Here is a 24635-nt window from a genome sequence, read left to right as displayed (position 1 = left end):
TAAAAGGAGCCGGGTATGCAGTTGCTGATGAATCTGGAAGATCATGCGAGACAACTGAATCAGGCCCGGCCTTCATTGGAGCTCAGCTGTTCTCCTCCAGGAGGATGGTTTAAAATTGTTTATCAGGGGCTGATTCTACCCGGGCTTGCTGCCCCGCTGCATTATTTCAATTTTCAGACCCTGATGGGGCAGCCGAATATTCCCATATTGCGTAATGCGCAGGCCATAAAAACTACAGCATTGGACACCGCAGCAGTCATCAGCAGTGTCAGCCCTCAGATGACGGGGCATTTTAACTCCTACGGCATTGAAACAGAATGCAGTTTGCAGTGCGAAGAATATCAGTTCGGTGAGCGGGAACGACTGACGGGAACATTTCCTGAATTTACACTGCAAAGACAGGATGAAGAACTCAGTGTTTATTTGAATATCAGGACGCAACCGGTTGTTTCACATTTTTCCAGAATGAAACTGGGATTGTTTGAACACTGGTCTGTGCTGTGTCAGTGCAGGGGTGAAATTACTTACCGGCATCAGCGTTTTCAGATTGATCAGGCCGGGGCTTTCGAATATGCCCGCGCCATTAATATTCCATATTTGCCCATCTGCTTTTTTATTTACCAGATTATTAACCTGAAAGACCAGCGGCAATTACTACTGACCCAGTTAAGAAATAATTTTAATCAGGTGATCCAGTCCAGAATTTATTTGCGGGATCTGAGCACTCAGACATCGGAACTGTTTGATGAACAGGTCTACTTTAAAGTGCATCGTGTGTATCCCTGTGTGACTACACCGAACCGGCAGGATATGTACTTACCGCGCGAATTTGAGTGGAGTTATAGCGATGGAAAGCGAAAAATACAGGTCTGTGGTCAGAGTCGTGGGGATTTTAAATCTGGCCTGACAGCAGGCTATGTCGGGAGTTTCCGTTATCAATTGCAGATAGATGACCATCAGGAGCAGGGTGTTGCAGGATATTGTGAATATATTGATTGCCGTCCGCTGAAGTGGCAGGAAAAAAACAGTAAAGAAAGTAAAATGGCACATCTGGTTCAATCTGCACCGGCAGCATTAAAAAACAAGCAAAAACTGTAAAATGGAACAATAAATAAGCAGTTGCATAAAAAGTCCTGAAACAACGCTTGCAAGGCATTTGAAATGCTCTATAATGCACATCCATTGGCGGTGACCTGATAAAAAATCTGTTGAATAACAGGTAGATGGCTTAAGTGCTGAGTTTTTATCCGGGCTGGGTATTTCTTAAAAACCTGACAGATACCTGTTGACATTTAAGAGATAGCGAGTAATATAGCCGACCTGTCCTGATGCTGCTGAGGCATTGGGTTGATCATTAAGAGCTTATGAAGAACAACTTGTGTGGATTTTCACTGATTGATTGATCGAAATATTATCATTGATTGATTGGTTTAAATTACTCGAAGTTTATTTGAGAGAATTTGTCAGTAATTGATGAGCCGGAATTGGCACCTTGTCTTTAAATAAGGTGCAAAATGATTTTAACTGAAGAGTTTGATCATGGCTCAGATTGAACGCTGGCGGCAGGCTTAACACATGCAAGTCGAGCGGGGGATGTTGCTTCGGCAACTGACCCAGCGGCGGACGGGTGAGTACAACTTAGGAATCTGCCTGTTAGTGGGGGACAACGTTTCGAAAGGGACGCTAATACCGCATACGCCCCAAGGGGGAAAGGATGGGATCACTTGTGACCATTCGCTAACAGATGAGCCTAAGCCGGATTAGCTGGTTGGTGGGGTAAAGGCCTACCAAGGCGACGATCCGTAGCGGGTCTGAGAGGATGATCCGCCACACTGGGACTGAGACACGGCCCAGACTCCTACGGGAGGCAGCAGTGGGGAATATTGGACAATGGGGGGAACCCTGATCCAGCCATGCCGCGTGTGTGAAGAAGGCCTTATGGTTGTAAAGCACTTTAAGCGGGGAGGAGACTGCATTGGTTAATAGCTGATGAGAGTGGACGTTACCCGCAGAATAAGCACCGGCTAACTCTGTGCCAGCAGCCGCGGTAATACAGAGGGTGCGAGCGTTAATCGGATTTACTGGGCGTAAAGCGTACGTAGGCGGCTGATTAAGTCGGATGTGAAATCCCCGGGCTCAACCTGGGAATTGCATACGATACTGGTCGGCTTGAGTATGGGAGAGGATGGTAGAATTCCAGGTGTAGCGGTGAAATGCGTAGAGATCTGGAGGAATACCGATGGCGAAGGCAGCCATCTGGCCTGATACTGACGCTGAGGTACGAAAGCATGGGGAGCAAACAGGATTAGATACCCTGGTAGTCCATGCCGTAAACGATGTCTACTAGCCGTTGGGGCCTTTGAGGCTTTGGTGGCGCAGCTAACGCGATAAGTAGACCGCCTGGGGAGTACGGTCGCAAGACTAAAACTCAAATGAATTGACGGGGGCCCGCACAAGCGGTGGAGCATGTGGTTTAATTCGATGCAACGCGAAGAACCTTACCTGGCCTTGACATACTAAGAATCCCGTAGAGATACGGGAGTGCCTTCGGGAATTTAGATACAGGTGCTGCATGGCTGTCGTCAGCTCGTGTCGTGAGATGTTGGGTTAAGTCCCGCAACGAGCGCAACCCTTTTCCTTACTTGCCAGCATTTCGGATGGGAACTTTAAGGATACTGCCAGTGACAAACTGGAGGAAGGCGGGGACGACGTCAAGTCATCATGGCCCTTACGGCCAGGGCTACACACGTGCTACAATGGTCGGTACAAAGGGTTGCTACACAGCGATGTGATGCCAATCTCAAAAAGCCGATCGTAGTCCGGATTGGAGTCTGCAACTCGACTCCATGAAGTCGGAATCGCTAGTAATCGCGGATCAGAATGCCGCGGTGAATACGTTCCCGGGCCTTGTACACACCGCCCGTCACACCATGGGAGTTTGTTGCACCAGAAGTAGCTAGCCTAACTGCAAAGAGGGCGGTTACCACGGTGTGGCCGATGACTGGGGTGAAGTCGTAACAAGGTAGCCGTAGGGGAACCTGCGGCTGGATCACCTCCTTAACGAAAGATTGACGATTGGTGAGAATTCACAACAGGTTGTTCTTCATGACGATGTATCTGAGGGTCTGTAGCTCAGTTGGTTAGAGCACACGCTTGATAAGCGTGGGGTCACAAGTTCAAGTCTTGTCAGACCCACCACTACTGACGAAGTACGGAAAATCAGACACATTGACTTATTGATAAGTCGGGGACTTAGCTTAGTTGGTAGAGCGCCTGCTTTGCACGCAGGAGGTCAGGAGTTCGACTCTCCTAGTCTCCACCACTGATTACAAACTGAGAGATTACAGAATTTAATGAACATTCAGTTTATTAACTTCTGTGATTCATCACGGATACCTACCTGCTGACGAGGCGGTATGGAATCATTAACAGCATATATTTGAGTTGAAATAATTGTTTAGCTTATTTTATGAAGTTTTAACAGAGAACTGTTGATGCTGAATGAAATGAGCACTAGCGAACAAACTGAATCAAGCGTTTTGGTATATGAAATTGATTGAAGCTGTACAGTGATTGAATTCACAGTACTTCAGACTGTAGGGGATTGATGAGCAATCATTGTCCCTGTCTTATTACTCCTTGTAGGTAATAACGACTGTTTGGGGTTGTATGGTCAAGTAATTAAGTGCATGTGGTGGATGCCTTGGCAGTCAGAGGCGAAGAAAGACGTGACAGCCTGCGAAAAGCTCCGGGGAGGCGGCAAATATCCTTTGATCCGGAGATATCTGAATGGGGAAACCCACTTACCATAAGGTAGGTATCGCATGATGAATACATAGTCATGCGAGGCGAACGGGGGGAAGTGAAACATCTCAGTACCCCCAGGAAAAGAAATCAATTGAGATTCCCTGAGTAGCGGCGAGCGAACGGGGAACAGCCCATAAAGTGATGCATGTTCTAGCGGAATGCTCTGGGAAGAGCAACCACAGAGGGTGATAGTCCCGTACACGAAAGGGCATGCATGATGAAGACGAGTAGGGCGGGGCACGAGAAACCCTGTCTGAACATGGGGGGACCATCCTCCAAGGCTAAATACTCCTGACTGACCGATAGTGAACCAGTACCGTGAGGGAAAGGCGAAAAGAACCCCTGTGAGGGGAGTGAAACAGATCCTGAAACCGCATGCATACAAGCAGTGGGAGCCGACTTGTTCGGTGACTGCGTACCTTTTGTATAATGGGTCAGCGACTTATATTCAGTAGCAAGGTTAACCGTCTAGGGGAGCCGTAGGGAAACCGAGTCTTAATAGGGCGCATAGTTGCTGGGTATAGACCCGAAACCAGGCGATCTATCCATGAGCAGGCTGAAGGTCAGGTAACACTGACTGGAGGGCCGAACCCACTGTCGTTGAAAAGCCAGGGGATGACTTGTGGATAGGGGTGAAAGGCTAATCAAGCCTGGTGATAGCTGGTTCTCCCCGAAAGCTATTTAGGTAGCGCCTCGGACGAATACCACAGGGGGTAGAGCACTGTTTCGGCTAGGGGGTCATCCCGACTTACCAAACCGATGCAAACTCCGAATACCTGTGAGTACTATCCGGGAGACAGACTGCGGGTGCTAACGTCCGCAGTCAAGAGGACAACAATCCAGACCGCCAGCTAAGGCCCCAAAATCATGGTTAAGTGGGAAACGATGTGGGAAGGCACAGACAGCCAGGAGGTTGGCTTAGAAGCAGCCATCCTTTAAAGAAAGCGTAATAGCTCACTGGTCGAGTCGGCCTGCGCGGAAGATGTAACGGGGCTAAAACCATGTGCCGAAGCTGCGGATTTGACTTATGGTCAAGTGGTAGGGGAGCGTTCTGTAAGCTGATGAAGGTGTGTTGAGAAGCATGCTGGAGGTATCAGAAGTGCGAATGCTGACGTGAGTAACGATAAAACGGGTGAAAAACCCGTTCGCTGAAAGACTAAGGGTTCCAGTCCAACGTTAATCGGGGCTGGGTGAGTCGACCCCTAAGGCGAGGCCGAGAGGCGTAGTCGATGGGAAACTGGTGAATATTCCAGTACTTCTGTGTAATGCGATGAGAGGACGGAGAAGGTTAGGTCAGCCTGGCGATGGTAGTCCAGGTGAAAGGTTGTAGGCATGTATCCCAGGCAAATCCGGGGTGCTTTATGCTGAGAGCTGACATCAAGTAAGTTTTACTTACGAAGTGGCTGATACCCTGCTTCCAGGAAAAGTCTCTAAGCTTCAGTTACACAGGAATCGTACCCGAAACCGACACAGGTGGTCAGGTCGAGTAGACCAAAGCGCTTGAGAGAACTCTGCTGAAGGAACTAGGCAAAATGGTACCGTAACTTCGGGAGAAGGTACGCTGCTGACGGTGACGGGACTTGCTCCCTGAGCTGTTGGCAGCCACAGAAACCAGGCCGCTGCAACTGTTTATTAAAAACATAGCACTCTGCAAACACGAAAGTGGACGTATAGGGTGTGATGCCTGCCCGGTGCTGGAAGGTTAATTGATGGGGTCAGCGCAAGCGAAGCTCCTGATCGAAGCCCCAGTAAACGGCGGCCGTAACTATAACGGTCCTAAGGTAGCGAAATTCCTTGTCGGGTAAGTTCCGACCTGCACGAATGGCATAATGATGGCGGCGCTGTCTCCAGCAGAGGCTCAGTGAAATCGAAATCGCTGTGAAGATGCAGTGTACCCGCGGCTAGACGGAAAGACCCCGTGAACCTTTACTGCAGCTTGACACTGAACTTTGACCTTATCTGTGCAGGATAGGTGGGAGGCTATGAAGATTGGACGCCAGTCTGACTGGAGCCATCCTTGAAATACCACCCTGGTAATGTTGAGGTTCTAACTCTGTCCCGTTATCCGGGACGAGGACCGTGTCTGGTGGGTAGTTTGACTGGGGCGGTCTCCTCCTAAAGAGTAACGGAGGAGTACGAAGGTGCGCTCAGCGTGGTCGGAAATCACGCGTAGAGTATAAAGGCAAAAGCGCGCTTGACTGCGAGACCCACAAGTCGAGCAGGTACGAAAGTAGGTCTTAGTGATCCGGTGGTTCTGAATGGAAGGGCCATCGCTCAACGGATAAAAGGTACTCTGGGGATAACAGGCTGATACCGCCCAAGAGTTCATATCGACGGCGGTGTTTGGCACCTCGATGTCGGCTCATCTCATCCTGGGGCTGAAGCAGGTCCCAAGGGTATGGCTGTTCGCCATTTAAAGAGGTACGCGAGCTGGGTTTAGAACGTCGTGAGACAGTTCGGTCCCTATCTACCGTGGGCGCTGGAAATTTGAGAGGATCTGCTCTCAGTACGAGAGGACCGGAGTGGACGAACCCCTGGTGTACCGGTTGTGACGCCCGTCGCATCGCCGGGTAGCTATGTTCGGAAGGGATAACCGCTGAAAGCATCTAAGCGGGAAGCCCACCTCAAGATAAGATTTCCCTTGAACTTTATGTTCACTAAAGATCCGTTCGAGACCAGGACGTTGATAGGCTGGATGTGGAAGCACGGTGACGTGTGAAGCTGACCAGTACTAATTGATCGTGAGGCTTGACCATACAACACCCAAGCGGTTGTTTATGAGGCATTGATTGATTTCATGAAAAGGATCAAAGTTAATTGATTCAGTTAAAAAGCCGGATACAATATTCAACTCAGATATTCTGTTAATACTCTTTTGGCTGAAAGCTGTGGCATTTAAATAAGACCGCAGTGAGTATCCATAACAGTTGTGCTGGCGACCATAGCGAGAGTGAACCACCTGATCCCATCCCGAACTCAGAAGTGAAACCTCTTAGCGCTGATGGTAGTGTGGGGTTACCCATGTGAGAGTAAGTCATCGCCAGCTCATTATTTAAACACCCCGATCTCTAACCAGATTGGGGTGTTGCTTTTTGGGTGTATGCAGGATCGAAACAGGGAAAGAAAAATAACAGAGTAGTTTAGTTAAAATATATCTAATAAATTATCGGATATAAAAAGAAAACCCCATCATCCTGATGGGGTTTTCTTCGTATTGGTAAGAATGTAATGTTAAAAAATAGTGACTATGGGTTTTATTTATTGCTGTATGGGTTCTGCTCATGCGGTAGATGATTTATCTCTCCTGTGTTGTCCGACAAGATCAGCGTTTAAATGAATTACAGAAGCAGCAATTGGATGAGCGGAGGCTCTTGTCGCCTCAGAAAAAGCAACAGTATAGCCTTGAAAATATTTTGGTTTTTGAACAGCCGTGTTTTGAAATTAAACAACTGGAATTTATAATCAATGATCCCGTACACGATGAAAATTTATCAAAATTTAATGCATTTCAAAAACCAATAGTACCCGTGTTCAGCTCACGGAACTTCCTGCCAAATTAAAAGCAGATTATATCAATGTTAAAGCGGATGATATCCGTTTAGTGGGAACTGAATTTAATTACCTGCAGGGTGCCACCATTGAAGCAGGTCAGCCCCTGTCCTTGTTTGGACTGCCACCACTCTCCTGGACAAATATCGTCTATTATTTGGACTGCCACCACTCTCCTGGACAAATATCGTCTATTATTTTTGCATAGGAGAGAACATTATGAGCGGACAACGATACACCCCGGAATTTAAAGATGAAGCTGTTAAATTGATTACTGAACGTGGATATTCTGTCACTGATGTCGCAGAACGTTTAGGGGTATCACAGCACAGCATTTATAAATGGCTAAAGGCAGTACAGCCTTTACGCAGCAACCCGGATGAACATGAACTGCTTGAGGCAAAGAAAGAAATCCTGCGTCTTAAAAGTCAGCTTAAACAGACTGAAGAGGAACGGGATATCTTAAAAAAGGCCGCAAGGTACTTTGCAAGCCTGCCCGAGTAAAGTATCAGTTTATTCTTGAATACAGCCATCAATTTAAGATTAAAACGATGTGTCGGGTTCTTGGGATTGCCCGTGCTGGCTATTACGTTTGGTTGCATGAACCTGAATCAGGCAGGACTATTGAAGATAAGCGATTATTACAGCTCATCCGTTCTTCTTATGATGCCAGTTATGGCATCTATGGTTATCGTCGCATCACGCTGGATCTTAAAGAGCTGGGTGAAAGCTGTGGACCTAATCGTGTGCTGAAGATCATGAAGAACAATGGTATTACCGCTGTTCGAGGATATAAGAAGCATAAAAGCCATAGTCACGGTCGTCCTCAGATTGTTCCACCAAACCATTTAAATCGAGAGTTTGTCGTAAACACACCTGACACCTCCTGGGTGACTGATATAACTTACATTCGCACCTGGCAAGGCTGGTTATATCTGGCTGTGGTTCTTGATTTATATTCGAGAAAAGTTATCGGTTGGTCAATGAAACCTACGCTTGCCAGGAATATCGTATTGGATGCGCTTTTAATGGCAGTATGGCGACGCAGACCCAATGAACCTGTGATCATACACTCAGACCAGGGCTCACAATACAGCAGCGCAGACTGGCAGAAATTCTGTCAGAAGCATAATTTGGTTCCGAGTATGAGTCGTCGCGGAAATTGCTGGGACAATGCCGTTGCTGAATCCTTTTTCAGCAGCCTGAAGAAGGAAAGAATTAAAAAGAGAATCTATAAAACTCGAGAAATGGCCCGTGCAGATGTGTTTGATTATATCGAGATGTTTTACAATCGAATCAGACGTCATTCGCATCTTGATGGGATGAGCCCAGAAGCATTTGAGGCAGCTTCAAAATGAGGCTGTCTCGTGTCCAGGATACTGGGAGCAGTCCAATTTTTGCATAGGAGAGAACCTTATTGTAAGTTGAAGGAGGTTTTAATGATAAAAAGAGTATATTTGATATATTATTGATAACAAAAGAAATATTTATACCTGAAGGTGCAGTGACATGAATTTATATCCAATACCTGTTGAGTTTATTGATCAAACAGTGAATCTTTCGTGGTGTGATATCAAATGGGGTTATGAAAATAATCTGATTACTTCAGAAGTAGCAATAAAAAAAGCAGAAAAAAATGTATTAACAGGGAGCTATACTAAAGCTGAACTTGAACTATCATTTGTTATACCGAATGAATTAAATTATATGCCCTCTTTTTTTAATGAATTATGTCCGGATTTTAAAGAGGGGGAGGTTTTGATAATTAAACAAAAGTGGCTTTATCTAATTCTTGGCTGGCTTTGGATTAATCGCGCTGGCTTTGAAGATCCATTAACTGAAGTTGAAACCATTTATGCTGATTTTGACTATCCTTCCGAAATAGAGGGTTTTATTAAATATATGCCTCCTACTGATGGGTACAACCCATCAATACATTCGCATATGGAAAATATTAATCATTTAATGAATAATTGGGAAAACTATTTAAAAAAGAGTGCTGTCACATTCAAATAGATGCATTGTGTCAGATTAAGTCGGAACTAATACATATTAAGCTACTCTTGATTTCCACCTTTACAAAAATCAATATGTTTTAACTCGTCTGGAATTAAATCCGGTCTTTTACAAAAAACCGTTCCTATAGCATTGTTTAAGTCTGTTACAGCATAAGCAATTTGCAGACGGATTTCTTTCTTCTCATTCTGAAGTTCATCGCAGTGATTCAAAGAAATCATTATTTTCTCCAATTCACTAATAGAAGAATAAAGATTACGTACAATGTCTTCGGATAATAGTTCCATAAATTATAAAACCGATTTAATTCTGTCAAATAATGATGCTGGTTGACCAGGGGGAAAACCACTCTCTGTAAAATTGAAATTTGCCTGCATTCTTAAAACTAATCCTTCTTGCACTGCCGCTTTTGAGTAAAAATATTTTAGAGCGAACTATCTGATTATTTTAGCAAGGATCATTCCATGTAAAATAGAAAAATCAGGCCCAATCTAAATAGTCTTCACCATTCTTTTTCTGCCATTTCCAAACAGGAGAAATGGACAAAATTCTGGCTCATAAATTACCAACCATGTACTCCCATATTTAAAACATCTCCCTCTGATTCAGGAAATATTTTTCTAAACCGATTTGGCTGTTCACTAATAGAAATATCAACAACAATTGGATAAGAAATACTATATTACCTAAGCTCCTTAGGCTGGACCAGATGCTACTTAAGCCATGCCCTTTCGGGCCATAAATTATTCTTCTATTAAGAATGTTGATGATTTCTTTCATCTGTGGATTGTCGTAGATTAACTGTTCTTATGACAAAGTTTATAGCGAAAGAATAAAACGGCCAGAATGTAGTTTACATGACCGTTTTTATTGTCATCCGGGTTTTAAAAAATATGCTGTAGGGCATTCCATAAGATCAGTAATACAATCAGTGCAACTACGGGCTCAGCAATTTTAGACCAGACCGGTTGTTCAGGTTGAAGCACTTCATCTGCAGCATGATGAGTTTCGCTGTGCAGATCAGGCTGTTGATTAATCATCTGATTAAATTCCTTCATGCTTTCATCGAGTGACAGTTCTTCTGTAACAACAGGCTGAGAACCAATCAGTTCAGACAGTTCATTGGTTGACCAGACCCAATCACCGGCCTGGCCGGATAAATGTTCGATTTGTCCCAATAGCAGCTCCCGCATGCCATTCTGACCGAAATGTCCGGTTTCATCCAGTTGCTTCAGTTCTGCAAATTGCAGGCTCAGTATTTCAGTGCTTGCCTGCTCCAGTTCGGCTTTTGGCAGGCTTGATTCATTTTTGCCGGATGTGGTTAAGTGCCTGGCAATTTCCTGAATATACAGATGATCCTGGGCATGAATTTCCTGATATATCCGCGTGTCATCTTTTCGCCATAGGGTAATGAGTCTTCCAAGGCTCAGTGCATTAATTTCTGAAAAATAATGCTGACGATCTTCTGCCGAATACTGACTGAGGAGCTGAGGCTTTTGAAGCTTAATCTGCTCAGTAAAATATTGCACTAAATCAAAAGCCATAAATTGCTTCCTCTCCCACCTTTAAATTAATCCAGAATTCTTAAACCTGGATTTTTCTTTGGTTTTTCTGGTTCCTGTGATTCTCTGGCCGTTTCTTTTAAAGGCTGATCAGATTGCACATTAGCATATTCTTCAGGGTCAAAGAACATTCCCTGACCATTTTCACGGGTGTAGATCCCGAGCAGGGCATCCATTGGTACAAAAATTTCTCTGGGAATACCACCAAAACGTGCCGAAAAACGAATGGCTTCATTGCTGATATGCAGCTGATGAACGGCATGAGGTGCAATATTCAGAACAATCTGGCCATCCTGTACAAATTGAGTCGGGACATCGGTATAGGGGCGTGTTGCATCCACCAATAGGTGAGGGGTTAAGTTGTTATCGCAAATCCATTCATATATTGCGCGTGCAAGATATGGGCGAGTCGGACTTAAATTCAGTTCTTGTTCAGCCATCGAAAAGTACTCTATTGATTTGCCAGAAGTTCACTATAACGGTTTTTTTCCTGAAAAGTCATCGACTTTATAAATGCAGGGCGGTTAAAAATACGTTGACAGTATAGCAGAATCGGACGGCTCTGCTGACGGGGTAACTCAACTCCCATCTTTTTTAACCGTAGGAAAACCGGTGCCAGCATGCAGTCCAGGATATTCAGGGATTCAGACATGAAATAGGGATAATGCTGAAAAAGTGGTGTCAGGGAAATCAGTGTATCCCTGAATTGCTGTTGTGCTTTTTTTTGCTGGTTTTCATCCAGGCTGTCCGGATGCCGTAACATCAGATCAGCGAGTTTCAGCCAGTCCTGTTCAAAACGCCAGATATACTGGCGTTGTTCCGAACGTGGCGCAGGAGCATCTGCATAAAGCTTGTTCTGACGATAACGGTCGTCCAGGTATTCAGAAATAATGGCGGCATTGTATAGTTTTAAGTCATTTTCAATCAGCATGGGTAGCTGATTATAGGGATTCAGGCTGGCCAGATCTTCATCGCCTTCTTCTGCAATAATCAGGGTGTATTTAATTTGTTTCTCAGCAAGAACATAGCGGATCCAGTGTGAACGGAAGTCATCTGCATGACTGTAAAGTGTGATTCCCTGATGAGGTGTATTTTCGGCAGACATATTCCAGGAACTGAGCGGCGTAATAGCACAGGATACTAAAATTACAGATTAAAATCACGGTGCCAGTCGGGAAATGTTGTAATCAGGGTACTTGAGAGGGTGGATCTGCAATTCTACTGCGGATATTAAAAAACCCCGGAAAATCCGGGGTTTCTGGTACACCTTCGCTAAACGGATTAACGTTTAGAGAACTGAGGACGCTTACGTGCTTTACGTAAACCAAGTTTCTTACGTTCAACTTCACGGGCATCACGGGTAACGAAACCAGCCTGACGCAGTGCAGGTTTCAGAGTCTCGTCAGCAGCAATCAGCGCACGGGTAATACCGTGACGAATCGCACCAGCCTGACCACCGATACCACCACCGGCAACGGTGATGTAAAGGTCATATTTTTCAGTTGCGTCTAAAAGCTCCAGTGGCTGACGGACAACCATGCGGGCAGTTTCACGACCGAAATACTGTTCAAGTGTACGGTTGTTGATGACAAGTTTACCTGTACCGGCTGATAGGAAAACTCGTGCAGTTGCGGTCTTACGGCGACCTGTACCATAATTAGTAGCCATGTGCTGTATCCCTTAGATGTCCAGAATTTGTGGCTGTTGAGCAGTATGAGGATGCTCAGTACCAGCGTACACTTTCATTTTTTTGATCATTGCATAACCAAGAGGACCCTTCGGTAACATACCTTTAACAGCACGCTGAAAGATTTCTTCCGGTTTGTGGGCAACCAGCTTTTCAAAGTTGGTTTCACGGATACCACCAGGGTAACCCGTATGGCGGTAGTATTTCTTATCCAGTGATTTGTTACCAGTCACATGAACCTGTTCAGCATTGATCACCACGATGTAGTCACCGGTGTCAACGTGAGGGGTATAAGACGTTTTGTGCTTACCGCGTAAACGGCGAGCGATTTCAGTCGCAAGACGACCTAAAGTTTTGCCAGAAGCGTCAACAACATACCAGTCGTGTTGAACTTCAGCTGGCTTAGCGCTGAGAGTTTTCATTAAACCACTACCTATTATAGTTGGTTTGGACGATACAATCTGTCCAAACAAAAAGGAGAGCGAATTCTACCCGAAAGACGGCTGAATCACAATCGAAATATAAAATTTCAGGTGCGCCATTTTATCCGATTCTGCCCGGAATGTGAAGTGTTGCTGCGGTATTCAGGGAATATCATGTGCGTATGCTGAGGATTGGCCTGAAAATGAAAGATTTACAGTAAATTGCCGATGAGCTGCGGATCTGGATGTATAATTGACAGATATCTTTTGTTCAGAACCTCACATGCTGCCTTTGTATATTACGAGTGGTGAACCTGCCGGTATTGGTCCGGATATCTGTTTAAGCCTGGCTGAACGTATGGATCTGCGGCCTGTGGTGGTGCTGGCCGACATGCAGATGCTGGGTCGGCGTGCTGAAATGCTCAGACAGCCGATTGAGCTGATTGAATATAGGGGCCAGACGGATGCAGCTGCTTCGGGACAGCTGTATGTGGAGCATATTGCCCTGAATGAAGATGTGGTGCCGGGCAGACTGAATGCCGGGAATGCCGGTTATGTCATTGAACAGCTGCGTCGTTCAGCCGATTATGCCATGCAGGGGCGCAGTGCCGGTGTGGCCACTGCTCCGGTTCAGAAATCGGTGATCAATGATGCAGGCATCCATTTCAGCGGACATACGGAATATTATCAGCAATTTGCCGGTGTGGAACGGGTGGTGATGATGCTGGCAACCCGCACTTTAAGGGTTGCCCTGGTCACCACTCATCTGCCGCTGCGTGAAGTGCCGGACGCGATTACAGCACAGCGGCTGCATCAGGTGATTGATATTCTGATTCATGACCTGAAAACAAAATTTAAAATTGAGAATCCACGGATTGCTGTTTGTGGTTTAAACCCACATGCCGGTGAAGATGGCTATCTGGGCCGTGAGGAAATTGAGGTGATCAATCCGGTGCTGCAGCGTTATCGGGCGACGGGAGTCAATATCAGCCTGAGTCTGCCCGCCGATACACTGTTTACACCGGAGCATTTAAAGGGCGCGGATGCGGTATTGGCAATGTATCACGATCAGGGCTTACCTGTGTTAAAATCACAGGGCTTCGGTGAAGCCATTAATATTACCCTGGGTTTGCCATTTATCCGCACCTCTGTCGATCATGGCACGGCACTCTCCCTGGCAGGCAGTGGACTTGCAAAAAGTTCCAGTCTGCATGTCGCTGTGGATGCAGCACTGAATCTGGCGCGTCAGTAATCTGGCCGGACCATCACTTCATACTGGAAATGTTTTATGTATCAGATTAATGCCCTGAACCCAAAAGAAGAGGGGCATCAGGCTCGAAAACGATTTGGTCAGAACTTTTTGCATGATCAGCGGGTGATTGCAAAAATTGTGCGTTCGGTGAATCCTCGGGCTGGAGAAAATATTGTTGAAATCGGACCGGGACTGGCAGCACTGACTGCTCCGTTAATCGGGGAATGTGATGCGCTGACTGTGGTGGAGCTGGACCGTGATCTGGCTGCCGGCTTGCCGGGGCGTGTGCCGTATCCGGAGCGTCTGAGCATTATCGAAACTGACGCACTGAAATATGATTTTACTGAACTATTTCAGGAAGGACGTCCTTTACGGGTGGTGGGTAATTTACCCTACAATATTTCAACTCCGCTGTTATTTCATCTGCTGGCGTTTGGTGACAAAGTCAGGGATATGCACTTTATGCTGCAAAAAGAAGTGGTGGACCGCATTACCGCACAACCGAATACGAAGGAATATGGGCGATTGTCGGTGATGATTCAGTATTTCTGCAAACCGACATTTCTGTTTGAGGTACCGCCTGGCTCTTTTAATCCGCCACCGAAAGTGACATCTGCGGTATTTCGACTGGAGCCCTACGCAGAAAAACCGATTGTGGCAAACAATGAAAAAGCACTGGCCCGGCTGGTCTCGCATGTGTTTACTCAGCGCCGCAAAACTCTGCGCAACAGTCTGAAAGCGATGCTGGTGGAAGATGGCTTTGAGAAAGCAGGTGTGGATCCGATGGCACGTCCGGAAACGTTAACCCTGGCTGAGTTTGTCTCCCTGTCAGATCAGATGGTGATGGGGCAGGTGGGATAAAATGGCACGCTATAATTATGTGATTGGTGACATACAGGGCTGTTTTGAGGCGCTTAAGGCCCTGCTGAAGCAGATTCAGTTTGATGCGGATCAGGACTTCATTTGGTTTGCCGGGGACCTGGTGGCACGTGGGGAGAACTCACTGGGGGCATTGCGTTTTATCAGGAAGCTGGTGGAAGCCGGTTCTGCCGCCACGGTACTGGGCAATCATGACTTAAATCTGCTGGCGTGTGCACGTGGAATTAAGCCTGTCAAAGCCAGGGACAAAACCCAGGAAGTAATTGATGCAATTGACAGTGATGAACTGATTGACTGGCTGCGTAAACAACCGCTGTGTTTATTCCCGGATGAGCAGACTATTTTAACCCATGCCGGTATTCCCTGCATCTGGACCGCAGAACAGACGGCAGGTTTTGCCGGGGAAGTTGCAGACGTACTGGCAGATGATGATTTTACGGTTGTGGATGATTTTCTGAAACAGATGTATGGCGCAGAGCCTGATCTGTGGTCGGATGATTTAACCGGCAATACCCGATTGCGGGTGATCACCAACTATCTGACCCGTATGCGTTTAACCGATGAGGCTGGCCGTCTGGAATTCAGTTTTAAAGATGAGCTGGATGCACCGATGCCGAAAGGTTTTCAGCCCTGGTTTGAATATCCGTCAAAAGCCGCTGAGACGCATCAGATTATATTTGGACACTGGGCTGCACTTCGGGGTAAAACCATCAGTCCGAACATTCAGAATGTCGATGGTGGGGTTGTGTGGGGCAATCAGCTGATTGCCTGGCGTCTGGAAGACCGGCAGCTTTTTCAGGTGGATAATCCTGTCCTGCAGGATATATCCAGTGGGAATGCCGTTTAAACACCAGCACCACGATGTTGAGGCACTGGCTTTGGATGGACTGAAACACTCAGTTTTCACGGATCCAGGTCTGACTGCGCCCCAGCGCGGAGACACCAATATAGCCTCTGAGCTGTAAGCGTTTGCCGTTGGCACTGAGTTTTGCCTTCATGGCGTAAATTTTCCCGGTTAATGGGTCAAGAATACGGCCACCGCTATATTCATTGTCTTTCCCGCTTTTCAGACCGGTGATGACATCCAGTCCGAGAATGGGTTGATTGGTATAGGGGGCGGGGCAGTGTACGCAGGTTTCTTTCGGCGTATATCCGGGTCTTGGTGTGACCTTAGTGATTTTCCCACTGAAAGTCCCGTTGCTTTCCTTGCGAATTTCAATAATTGCTTTGGATGAACCGGTTTTATCATCAATACTTTTCCATGTACCGCTGATGTCCTCTGCAAAAACCCCACCACTGAACGTTGCAAACAATAATGCAAATAAAAATTTATTCTGGCCCATTTTTGAGTCCCTGGCTGAATTGAATAAAATGGAGCTTTGATATTAAGACGAATAATGATCAGATGCAATCATCATTGTTTTTTATAACTGTTTGTTATTGAATGAAAAGCATGAATGCAGGTAACCAGATGGCAGTAAAGACTGCATTGACCGCCATCCCAAATGCAGCATAGCGTCCTGCAACGGCACCACGTTGCCAGGCCTGTGCTGTGCCAATGGCATGTGCGGCCAGTCCCAGTGCCAGGCCGGATGCCCGTTCATCATTAATATTCCTGAGGATGATGGGGGAAAAGGCGGCACCAATAACGCCGGATAAAATAACGATTAAAGTCACCAGGCTGATGGGCGAATGCAATACTGTGGCGATGTTAATGGCAATAGGCGTGGTGACGGCACGGGTAGCGAAGGCCAGAATGGTGGGTTCGGACATATGCAGTAAATAAGCCAGGCTCATGGGCAGGGCAACGGCACTGATGCTGGCAAATACCAGGATGCCGATAATGGACTTCAGTGGTAAATCATCGTAGCGCATTGCTGCAAGTGGAATGGCCAACGCAACAGTGACATAGCCCAGCAGATGACTGAAAATAGCATTCATCCGGGCATTGTAGACTTCATAGGGAATTCTGAATAACAGCAACAGCCCGATGACAAAAAACATGGCAATCACCAACTGAGGTAGCTGGGGGAAGCGCCTGTTTACCGGTCTGGCCGCAAGATAGGCCACCAGCGTGATGAGAAAACCGATAAAAACACTGAACATGCGACGGCTCCTACAGCCATTTCCTGGCCATGCGGGCATAGACCCACAGGGGAATCAGAGTACTGATCAGCAGGACCAGCAGAAACAGGGGAACCTGTTTGCCCATGGTGACCAGCATCAGTAGAGAGCCTGCGCTGATGGGTAAAAAGGCAAAGCTGCTTTCCTTCATCAGTTTATTGTTGGTATCTACCAGGCGGGGCGGGATTTTTTTAAATCTACGCCACAGGGTCAGCACCAGCAGCAGACTGAGCAGTCCGGTCAGGTTCCCCAGTTCAGGATGATTAAACTGGGACATGAGCAGTACTGAAGCTTCACGAAAGAAGATAATCAGTGCCAGGGTCAGTCCCCAGGCCTGCCAGTCGATATGTCTGAACGCATCCATGTTTTGACGTGATATGAAAATTTACTCTTTCCCGTTTTAACCGATCTCATGCTTAATTTCAAACTCTTCGAGTGTCCGCTCAAACATTTTTGCTCCGGTACCAAGTATTTCCTGCAGAGGTAAGTGTGCCTGCTTAATCAATTGTTCCAGTTTATGAGGTGCCATGCTGACCTGTAAATGTAGATCACCCTGTTCATCATAATGTTCGGTCTGAATCACATTCAGTGCATAGAGCTGGGTTCGCAGTTTGCCATAGGCCGGTTTGAGGACCAGTTCAAACTGCTGCAGCTGCCCCATCAGACATTCCTGTACCGCCTGACGCAGCAGATCGATTCCCTGGCCTGAGTGTGCAGAAACGTAGACACGTTCCGGTAAATGCGGTGTGCTGTATATGATTTTTGCTGCCTCGCCGGAGACATCTATTTTGTTGTACACCAGCAGGGTGGGTACATCTGCCCCAATTTCCTTCAGCACACGTTCTACCGCATCAATCTGTTCCATCATGTCTGGACTGGAGGCGTCAATCACATGCAGCAGCAAGGTGGCTTCCAGGGTTTCTTCAAGCGTGGCTTTAAAGGATTCCACCAGCGCATGTGGCAGGTTGCGTACAAAGCCTACGGTATCTGCCAGCACCAGTGCGCCAATGCCATCCCAGTTCAGGCGTCTTAAGGTGGGGTCAAGGGTTGCAAACAACTGATCAGCGGCATAAACACTGGAACTGGCCAGCAGGTTGAACAGTGTGGATTTTCCGGCATTGGTATAACCGACCAGTGATACGGTGGGAATCGCTGCTTTTTGCCGGGCTGCCCGGCCCTGAATACGCGTCTGGCGGACTTTTTCCAGTTTGTCCTTTAACTGTCCCATACGTACACGCAATAAACGTCGGTCCGTTTCCAGCTGGGACTCACCGGGGCCACGTAAGCCGATTCCGCCTTTTTGACGTTCCAGATGCGTCCAGCCCCGGACCAGTCGGGTGGATAAGTGTTGCAGCTGTGCCAGTTCAACCTGCAGTTTCCCTTCGTGGGTCCGTGCCCGTTGTGCAAAAATGTCCAGGATCAGTCCGGTCCGATCGACGACACGACACTGTACAATTCTTTCAAGATTACGTTCCTGAGCCGGTGACAGTGCATGATCAAAAATCACCAGTTCGGCATCAAGCGATTTGACCAGTTCAGCAATTTCTTCTGCCTTACCGGAACCGATAAATCGTTTGGGGTCCGGTTTAATGCGTTGCGCCTGAATGTGCGTTAAAATTTCAGCACCTGCGGATTGCGCCAGCAATCGAAATTCTTCTGTGTCCAGGTCTTCCAGCAGCTGTACGGATACACTGACTAAAATGGCACGCTCACCGCCCTGATAGCGATCAAAATATTCCACAGATATTCAGGCTCTTTTATCAATTGAAAGATTTATTTTAAAGGAAATATACCGGCAAATGGGGAAACTGGCCTTAAAGAACCGATATAAAAAACCTGGACAGCAAAATCAGGCTGCCACAAAACAGGATCAGATAGCCCAGTATCAGGTTGATACGGATTCTGGTCAGGAGCTGATGAATCAATTTAACGACTTTATGGATGTGCATGCAGTGTGGCTCATTATCCGGCTCTGAAAATCAGGGGGAGTTCAGGAACATAACACGAAAAAATGAATCGATGAAGGGATGTGAATCGGATAATCGGATGATTCTGCCCTGATGGTCAATGCAACTTTTTATGGATATGTATACAATGTGCCGCATGAAATTTAAAAAATATTCTGTATCAGTGAAGGTTTATGACTCAACAACAGCCTATTGTAAAGCCAGCTTCAGCTGCTAAATTAAGTACGTTGTCCAGACTGGCTTTGTACGGTAAAAAGACCATTTCAGGGACAACGGTGATTGCAGAAGGTTTTTACCTGGTTTTCCGGCATCAGTTATATAAAAATCCCAATAATCCGGCAAACACCCGTTATGTCCAGTATTTCTGTCGCCGTCTGTGTGATGTGTTTAATGTCGACATACGCATTCATGGTGAGATTCCAAGAGAACCCGCTCTCTGGGTCAGTAATCATATTTCCTGGCTGGATATTGCTGTATTGGGTTCTGCGGCGCGGGTATTTTTCCTGGCGAAAGCAGAAATTGAAAAATGGCCGGTATTGGGCCAGCTGGCAAAAGGGGGAGGAACACTGTTCATCCAGCGGGGGTCAGGAGATTCAGTACGTATTCGCCAGCAGATTGCCACATTCCTGAGTCAGGATATTCCGGTTTTATTTTTTCCGGAGGCAACCACCACCGATGGTACAGCAGTCAAAAAGGTGCATGGACGCATCCTGGGCGCGGCCATAGAAGCGGGCAGGCCGGTTCAGATCTGTCTGATCTGTTATGTGAACCAACAGGGGCAGCTGGATCAGGTGACGCCATTTATTGGTGAAACCACGTTTATGGAACATATTCAGTCGATACTGGAAATGCCAAAAGTCACGGCCCATTTAAAGGCATTTCCGGCAATTTCAGTTGAGGGGCATACCGTTGAAAGTCTGACCCGGCAGGTCCAGCAGGTCATGCGGGATGGCCTGGCTGATTTACAGCGGGATGTACTGGGTGCAACACCAGCCCTGACAGTCCGGGTAAATGCATTGTCCCGTGTGGATGATTGATGTAAGGGAATTTTCTTTGAGGCTGATCTGCCGGATGTGACCAGCTGGCTGGCAGAGATGATTGCAGGGATGCAGAGCTTACATAAAGCCTTCGATGGGCAACCAGGAAATAATCTTCAGACCGGCTTTTTTCCACCATTTCATTTTGGGTTCGTGGTGATAGGTGACTACACCTTTCGGGGTCTGACGTTGCCAGTTAATGTTTTGCTGCGAATCCAGCACCAGTTTATAGGCATATTTTTTTAGAGTGTCGTCCATGGTGCTGTGTACGGCTTTGGCCAGTGGCGGGCTGTTGATGATTACGCCAATTTCCGTGTTTAAATTGGCAGATCTCGGGTCAAAATTAAAGGAACCGATGAACACCTGTTTTTCATCAATTGCCATGAGTTTGGCATGCAGGCTTGAACGGCTCAGGCCCTTCAGACTGATTCTGGCTTTTTTGGACAGTTCATGCAAATTTTCGCTGATCTCGTCATCGGAGAGTACCGGCAGGAACTCATAAAGCTCCACGCCGTGTTCCAGCAGGTTTTTTCTGTATTTTGAATAGAACGCATGCACCAATGGCACATCATTGGCCTTGAATGAATTGGTCAGGACCCGGACCTGGACCTTGTTTTCTGCAAGCCCGATCAGTCGGTCTTCCCCTTTTTTCTGAGGGACAAAATAGGCAGAAATCAGATCAACACTGTGTTCCGGAGTTTCCAGCCGTTTGACCATCTGGAAATTGAGGTGTTGTTCCTTCTTCGCTTTGTCCTTAATTTTTTCTGGGGAGTCCTTCACCACTTCAGCCTTGACCCAGTCGAGCTGAATGTGATTGTTTAACCAGTTGTCAAAATCATTGGAGCGATTGCTTAAGTCCAGGTAATTCTGAACGGTGATTTCCTTATAGTGCCGGGTCAGTTGTTCCTTAAGGTCTGGATAACGCAGGGTGTATTGGCTGGCATTGACAATCTGTCGGACCGGATAGGCATAATTATCATTCCAGTATTCATCAAAAGAGTGACTGATATCATCTACAGCCTGGCCGGCCAGCATGACATCGACATCTGAAAACTGGTAGTTGTCGCTGACGTTGTAATACTGATTGCTCATGTTGCGGCCACCGATCAGTGCAATCTGATGGTCAGCAATAAAGCTTTTATTGTGCATCCGCCGATTGATTCGTTTTAAATCCAGCACCATGTCAATGGGACGGACACGTCTGAAACGATAGGGGTTAAAAAGCCGGACCTCAATATTGGCATGCTGATCCAGTGCCAGGTAAATGGCTTCCATGGATTTTGCATTATTGTCGTCAATTAATAAGCGGACTTTGACCCCGCGATCTGCAGCCTGAATAATTTTATATAAGGCTAGTGAGCCGATTCTGTCGTTATCCCAGATGTAATATTGCAGGTCCAGGTTTTTTTGTGCCTTGTCGATCAGATGAATACGTGCCGCGATGGCTTCCAGTGGCTCATAAAGGACATGGTATCCGGTCAGATTGGGATTCTGTTTTTTTAAGGGTTCTACAATGCGGGCCAGATCGGTATGGGAGGTGTCGGTATCATAGGCATATTGTGGTGCATGCACTTCCTGCCGGGGAAGCGTGCTGCATGCCGGCAAACCGCACACCAGGCATGCACTGAAAATCAGCATTGTGCGGGGAGATAACTTCCGTGTGTTATTCAATTGAGGTAATTGAATAGGCGTATTGAAGGTTTGCGTCATAATATATTCAGAGAGGTCACTGAGCCAGAGTATACTTGTCATGACCTGAAAGATAAATACAGAGATGTCAGGCATCGTTAGCTCAGAGATTCAATATGTGGATGACCAATTCAATCATTTTGTACTTTTACATCAGTTTTGCCGTACTGACGGTATGGGGTGTAGCACAGGCCTGGATCAGTCAGTCCAGGACGGAAACCATTCATCCCTTTAAATCTTTTGTACATTTGCTCGCATTTTACCTGTCTTATTTGTTATTTCCGTTGTTGTTGTTTAGTGTCTATGCTGGCTGGGTCAATATATTTTCCAGGCAGGAGAGTATTTTTCTGTTTTTACTCAGCTGTGTGCTGATTTATGCGCGGTTTATTGAACCACAGATGCTGCATGTCCATCATGTTCAGTATCAGCTGGCGCAGGACAGACCTTTTAGCCGACCTGTACGGGTGGCATTGATTGCAGATCTGCATATCGGTTTGTTTTCAGGCCATGCCCGGCAACTGAAAGCCATTGTTAAAAAGATCAATCAGCAACAGCCGGATTTTGTTGTGGTGGCCGGTGACTGGACCTATGAGCCTGAAAACACCCTGGCTGAAGCGCTGGCTGTGATCAGGGAGATACAGGCCCCGGTGTATTCTGTCAGGGGCAATCATGATGAACAGTATCCGGGACCGCCGATTCAGACCTTATTGGCCCATGCGCTTGAGGTAAATCAGGTGATGGATATTGAAGGTAAAATTGTTGAATTTGATGATTTTCGTCTGATTGGGGTGGGAGACTTATGGGCCGGCAGGACCGATATGCGGGATATGCCGGATTTACCGCAGGATAAGCCGTGGCTGATTCTGTCGCATAATCCGGATACGGTGGACATGGTGCCGAATTTACCGACACGTCCACTCATGCTGTCCGGGCATACGCATGGTGGACAGGTGGAGCTTCCCTGGGTGACCAGTTATATTATGAGGCGTGTGTCCATTCTGGGCCATAAACGCGGCTTGTACCAGCATGACAATGCTGATGTTTTTGTGAGTGTCGGAACAGGAATGGTAGGGGTTCCGTTTCGTTTTCGGGTGCCGCCCAGTATTGATATTATTGAGTTGCTTTAAGTGAAAAAGAGGACCCGAAGGAATGCATCATCTTTTTACTTTGACAATACAGATGTTTCTTACTGAAACAGAATCATGCTCAGGCCTTTTTTCATTCAGGCAATGCCGGTATTGGGGTACATAGTTATCAATGAGGCTTTAGATATCGGATTTAAAGAGATGTAGCTCTTAATTCACATTTGGCTATGTCTCTTAGTTTCACCGAATATTGCATCCTCATACCAGATATTTGCATTTATTTTTATTGATTCATCTGTTATTGATGAGAGGGATTCTTGCATTTTTTCCTTATATTCAAGATGTCCAGCCCTATACATTTCTAAAAAATATGTGAATTCAGCATAGCTATACATAGGGTCACTTTTAGAAATACGATTTAATTCTTTTTTTATTGATTTAGCTGATATTTCATAACATTGTTTTTTTATATTTTTTTCTTTCTTTAAAAATTCCAGAAGCTGGTGTCCACTTCCCATTTATTGAGACACTTCTAAACTGGAGTTTTCCAGTTTCACCCTGTACACCGCAGGGGGTAATACGCATTGAGAAACTCCCGCCTAAACGAACCATTAAATCGCTCAATAAAAGCATTCTGCTGTGGCTTCCCAGGTTGTATATGCACCACTTCAATGCCTTGATCTTTACACCAGTCCAGCAATCGCGCAGATATCAGTTCGGGACCATTATCAACACGAAGCTGCTTCGGCAAGCTACGTTGTTGAGCCAGTCGATCCAATACTCTGACAACACGCTCAGCCGGTAACGAGGTGTCTACTTCTATATCCAGACATTCGCGAGTCCCCTCATCAACTATATTCAAGGTACGGAATCGTTTACCGCAATACAGACTGTCACTCATAAAATCCAGCGCCCATTGATGGTTGGCTTGTGCAACCACTTGCAGTGGTCGTGCAATACGCTGGGGCAACGTTCGTTTCTGTCGACGGGGTAAGTTCAATCCCATCTGGCAGTAAACCCGATAAACACGTTTATGATTCCAGTCATAACCCTGCCGACGTATGCGACCAAAACACTTCCAAAAGCCAGACTGGGGAGATTGTTTTAACACCTGATTTAATGCATCAATGACAGCAGCATCCCGTTTGCGCCAGCTCGTGCTTTGCCGATAATAGCTGGCTCGACTTAGTCCACTCAGGCGACAGGCCTGTAATACAGTTAACCCAAGTGAAGCCAGAATACGAACGCATTCTCGCTGATCTGCTGTCACCAACCCTTTTTTGAAAACAGTTCCTTCATGGCATGGTTCTCCAGACTGAGTTCCGCAAACATCCTTTTGAGTCTGGCATTTTCTTCTTCCAGCTCACGCATGCGCTTAACGTCAGATGCTTCCATACCGCCGTATTTGCTTTTCCAGACATAATAGGTGGCATTGCCAATACCATGCTTACGGCAGATATCATCCACTTTCATCCCAGCATCTGCTTCTTTCAAAATGCTGATGATTTGGCTCTCGGTAAATCGTGATTTCTTCATGACTGTCTCCTGACCTTATTTAA

The 24635-nt window shown here is 46.4% G+C and carries 20 protein-coding genes, 2 tRNA genes, 3 rRNA genes and 2 pseudogenes; 14 read left to right on the top strand and 13 right to left on the bottom strand.

Annotated features, from left to right (window positions below; translation table 11 throughout):
• The first annotated feature begins 15 nt into the window (after window positions 1–15).
• The 9 genes and pseudogenes from ACT6PV_RS12700 (at window position 16) to ACT6PV_RS12660 (ending at window position 9372) form a co-directional block, all read left to right on the top strand.
• Complete coding sequence (locus ACT6PV_RS12700; protein ID WP_445116681.1) at window positions 16–1098, top strand: DUF6670 family protein; 1083 nt, start codon at window positions 16–18, stop codon at window positions 1096–1098.
• A 423-nt stretch (window positions 1099–1521) separates the two neighbouring features.
• A 16S ribosomal RNA gene (locus ACT6PV_RS12695) occupies window positions 1522–3060 on the top strand.
• Between the two features lie 61 nt (window positions 3061–3121).
• Window positions 3122–3198, top strand: a tRNA-Ile gene (locus ACT6PV_RS12690).
• 48 nt (window positions 3199–3246) lie between these two features.
• Window positions 3247–3322, top strand: a tRNA-Ala gene (locus tag ACT6PV_RS12685).
• A gap of 349 nt (window positions 3323–3671) precedes the next feature.
• A 23S ribosomal RNA gene (locus ACT6PV_RS12680) occupies window positions 3672–6563 on the top strand.
• 175 nt (window positions 6564–6738) lie between these two features.
• Window positions 6739–6853, top strand: a 5S ribosomal RNA gene (rrf, locus tag ACT6PV_RS12675).
• The 16S, 23S and 5S rRNA genes sit together here with 2 tRNA genes alongside, the layout of an rRNA operon.
• Before the next feature lie 462 nt (window positions 6854–7315).
• Window positions 7316–7465, top strand: a pseudogene (locus ACT6PV_RS12670) (hypothetical protein); the annotation flags it as partial.
• A gap of 110 nt (window positions 7466–7575) precedes the next feature.
• Window positions 7576–8714 (top strand): IS3 family transposase gene (locus ACT6PV_RS12665; protein WP_445114732.1). Its coding sequence is split into 2 segments (ribosomal slippage): window positions 7576–7834 and window positions 7834–8714, totalling 1140 coding nucleotides; the frame shifts between segments, so codons are not numbered across the junction.
• A gap of 151 nt (window positions 8715–8865) precedes the next feature.
• The gene (locus ACT6PV_RS12660) at window positions 8866–9372 is read left to right on the top strand and encodes a DUF2247 family protein (protein WP_445116680.1); all 507 of its coding nucleotides are present in this window, start codon (window positions 8866–8868) and stop codon (window positions 9370–9372) included.
• A 41-nt stretch (window positions 9373–9413) separates the two neighbouring features.
• Here the strand turns inward: ACT6PV_RS12660 and ACT6PV_RS12655 are convergent, their stop codons facing one another.
• The 6 genes from ACT6PV_RS12655 to rplM form a co-directional block, all read right to left on the bottom strand.
• On the bottom strand, window positions 9414–9659 hold the full coding sequence (locus ACT6PV_RS12655) for a hypothetical protein (RefSeq protein ID WP_445116679.1): 246 nt from the start codon (window positions 9657–9659) through the stop codon (window positions 9414–9416).
• A 597-nt stretch (window positions 9660–10256) separates the two neighbouring features.
• Complete coding sequence (locus tag ACT6PV_RS12650) at window positions 10257–10916, bottom strand: hypothetical protein (protein WP_445116678.1); 660 nt, start codon at window positions 10914–10916, stop codon at window positions 10257–10259.
• Window positions 10917–10942: 26 nt separating this feature from the next.
• Window positions 10943–11374 carry a ClpXP protease specificity-enhancing factor gene (locus ACT6PV_RS12645; protein WP_445116677.1) on the bottom strand — a complete coding sequence of 144 codons (432 nt, stop codon included), beginning with the start codon at window positions 11372–11374 and terminating at the stop codon, window positions 10943–10945.
• Window positions 11375–11385: 11 nt separating this feature from the next.
• Window positions 11386–12039: a glutathione S-transferase N-terminal domain-containing protein gene (locus ACT6PV_RS12640; protein ID WP_445116676.1), complete on the bottom strand. Its 654-nt coding sequence runs from the start codon at window positions 12037–12039 to the stop codon at window positions 11386–11388.
• 176 nt (window positions 12040–12215) lie between these two features.
• Entirely contained in the window at window positions 12216–12602 is a 387-nt protein-coding gene (rpsI, locus tag ACT6PV_RS12635) for a 30S ribosomal protein S9 (RefSeq protein WP_010113617.1), read from the bottom strand.
• A 12-nt stretch (window positions 12603–12614) separates the two neighbouring features.
• Window positions 12615–13043: a 50S ribosomal protein L13 gene (gene rplM / locus ACT6PV_RS12630; protein ID WP_445116675.1), complete on the bottom strand. Its 429-nt coding sequence runs from the start codon at window positions 13041–13043 to the stop codon at window positions 12615–12617.
• A gap of 283 nt (window positions 13044–13326) precedes the next feature.
• Between rplM and pdxA the strand changes: the two genes are divergently transcribed.
• The 3 genes from pdxA to ACT6PV_RS12615 are packed head-to-tail and all read left to right on the top strand — an operon-like array spanning window position 13327 to window position 16021.
• The gene (gene pdxA / locus ACT6PV_RS12625; RefSeq protein WP_445116674.1) at window positions 13327–14295 is read left to right on the top strand and encodes a 4-hydroxythreonine-4-phosphate dehydrogenase PdxA; all 969 of its coding nucleotides are present in this window, start codon (window positions 13327–13329) and stop codon (window positions 14293–14295) included.
• A 36-nt stretch (window positions 14296–14331) separates the two neighbouring features.
• Complete coding sequence (gene rsmA, locus ACT6PV_RS12620; protein WP_445116673.1) at window positions 14332–15156, top strand: 16S rRNA (adenine(1518)-N(6)/adenine(1519)-N(6))-dimethyltransferase RsmA; 825 nt, start codon at window positions 14332–14334, stop codon at window positions 15154–15156.
• 1 nt (window position 15157) lies between these two features.
• Window positions 15158–16021 (top strand): symmetrical bis(5'-nucleosyl)-tetraphosphatase, encoded by an 864-nt coding sequence (locus ACT6PV_RS12615; RefSeq protein WP_445116672.1) that lies wholly within the window; start codon window positions 15158–15160, stop codon window positions 16019–16021.
• Between the two features lie 49 nt (window positions 16022–16070).
• Here the strand turns inward: ACT6PV_RS12615 and ACT6PV_RS12610 are convergent, their stop codons facing one another.
• The 4 genes from ACT6PV_RS12610 to hflX form a co-directional block, all read right to left on the bottom strand.
• Window positions 16071–16517, bottom strand: coding sequence for a DUF2147 domain-containing protein (locus tag ACT6PV_RS12610; RefSeq protein ID WP_445116671.1), 447 nt, complete (start codon window positions 16515–16517; stop codon window positions 16071–16073).
• Between the two features lie 94 nt (window positions 16518–16611).
• Window positions 16612–17280 carry an LrgB family protein gene (locus ACT6PV_RS12605; protein WP_445116670.1) on the bottom strand — a complete coding sequence of 223 codons (669 nt, stop codon included), beginning with the start codon at window positions 17278–17280 and terminating at the stop codon, window positions 16612–16614.
• Between the two features lie 10 nt (window positions 17281–17290).
• Window positions 17291–17662 (bottom strand): hypothetical protein, encoded by a 372-nt coding sequence (locus ACT6PV_RS12600; protein WP_445116669.1) that lies wholly within the window; start codon window positions 17660–17662, stop codon window positions 17291–17293.
• Window positions 17663–17698: 36 nt separating this feature from the next.
• Window positions 17699–19039, bottom strand: coding sequence for a ribosome rescue GTPase HflX (gene hflX / locus ACT6PV_RS12595; RefSeq protein WP_445116668.1), 1341 nt, complete (start codon window positions 19037–19039; stop codon window positions 17699–17701).
• A gap of 399 nt (window positions 19040–19438) precedes the next feature.
• On the opposite strand from hflX, the gene ACT6PV_RS12590 reads away from it, so the two are divergent.
• Window positions 19439–20302, top strand: a complete 864-nt coding sequence (locus ACT6PV_RS12590; protein ID WP_445116667.1) for a lysophospholipid acyltransferase family protein — start codon at window positions 19439–19441, stop codon at window positions 20300–20302.
• 78 nt (window positions 20303–20380) lie between these two features.
• Here ACT6PV_RS12590 and ACT6PV_RS12585 read toward each other — a convergent pair whose 3' ends face one another.
• Window positions 20381–22012, bottom strand: coding sequence for a phospholipase D family protein (locus ACT6PV_RS12585; protein ID WP_445116666.1), 1632 nt, complete (start codon window positions 22010–22012; stop codon window positions 20381–20383).
• 95 nt (window positions 22013–22107) lie between these two features.
• On the opposite strand from ACT6PV_RS12585, the gene ACT6PV_RS12580 reads away from it, so the two are divergent.
• Window positions 22108–23118, top strand: a complete 1011-nt coding sequence (locus tag ACT6PV_RS12580; RefSeq protein ID WP_445116665.1) for a metallophosphoesterase — start codon at window positions 22108–22110, stop codon at window positions 23116–23118.
• Between the two features lie 173 nt (window positions 23119–23291).
• Here ACT6PV_RS12580 and ACT6PV_RS12575 read toward each other — a convergent pair whose 3' ends face one another.
• Entirely contained in the window at window positions 23292–23594 is a 303-nt protein-coding gene (locus tag ACT6PV_RS12575; protein WP_445116664.1) for a hypothetical protein, read from the bottom strand.
• A 59-nt stretch (window positions 23595–23653) separates the two neighbouring features.
• Window positions 23654–24612, bottom strand: a pseudogene (locus tag ACT6PV_RS12570) (IS3 family transposase); the annotation flags it as partial.
• Window positions 24613–24635 lie beyond the last annotated feature (23 nt).

It is taken from the genome of Acinetobacter sp. WZC-1, from assembly GCF_052544965.1.
The sequence above is the reverse complement of the archived record's forward strand: the minus strand, read 5'-3'. Positions and strand labels throughout refer to the sequence as shown.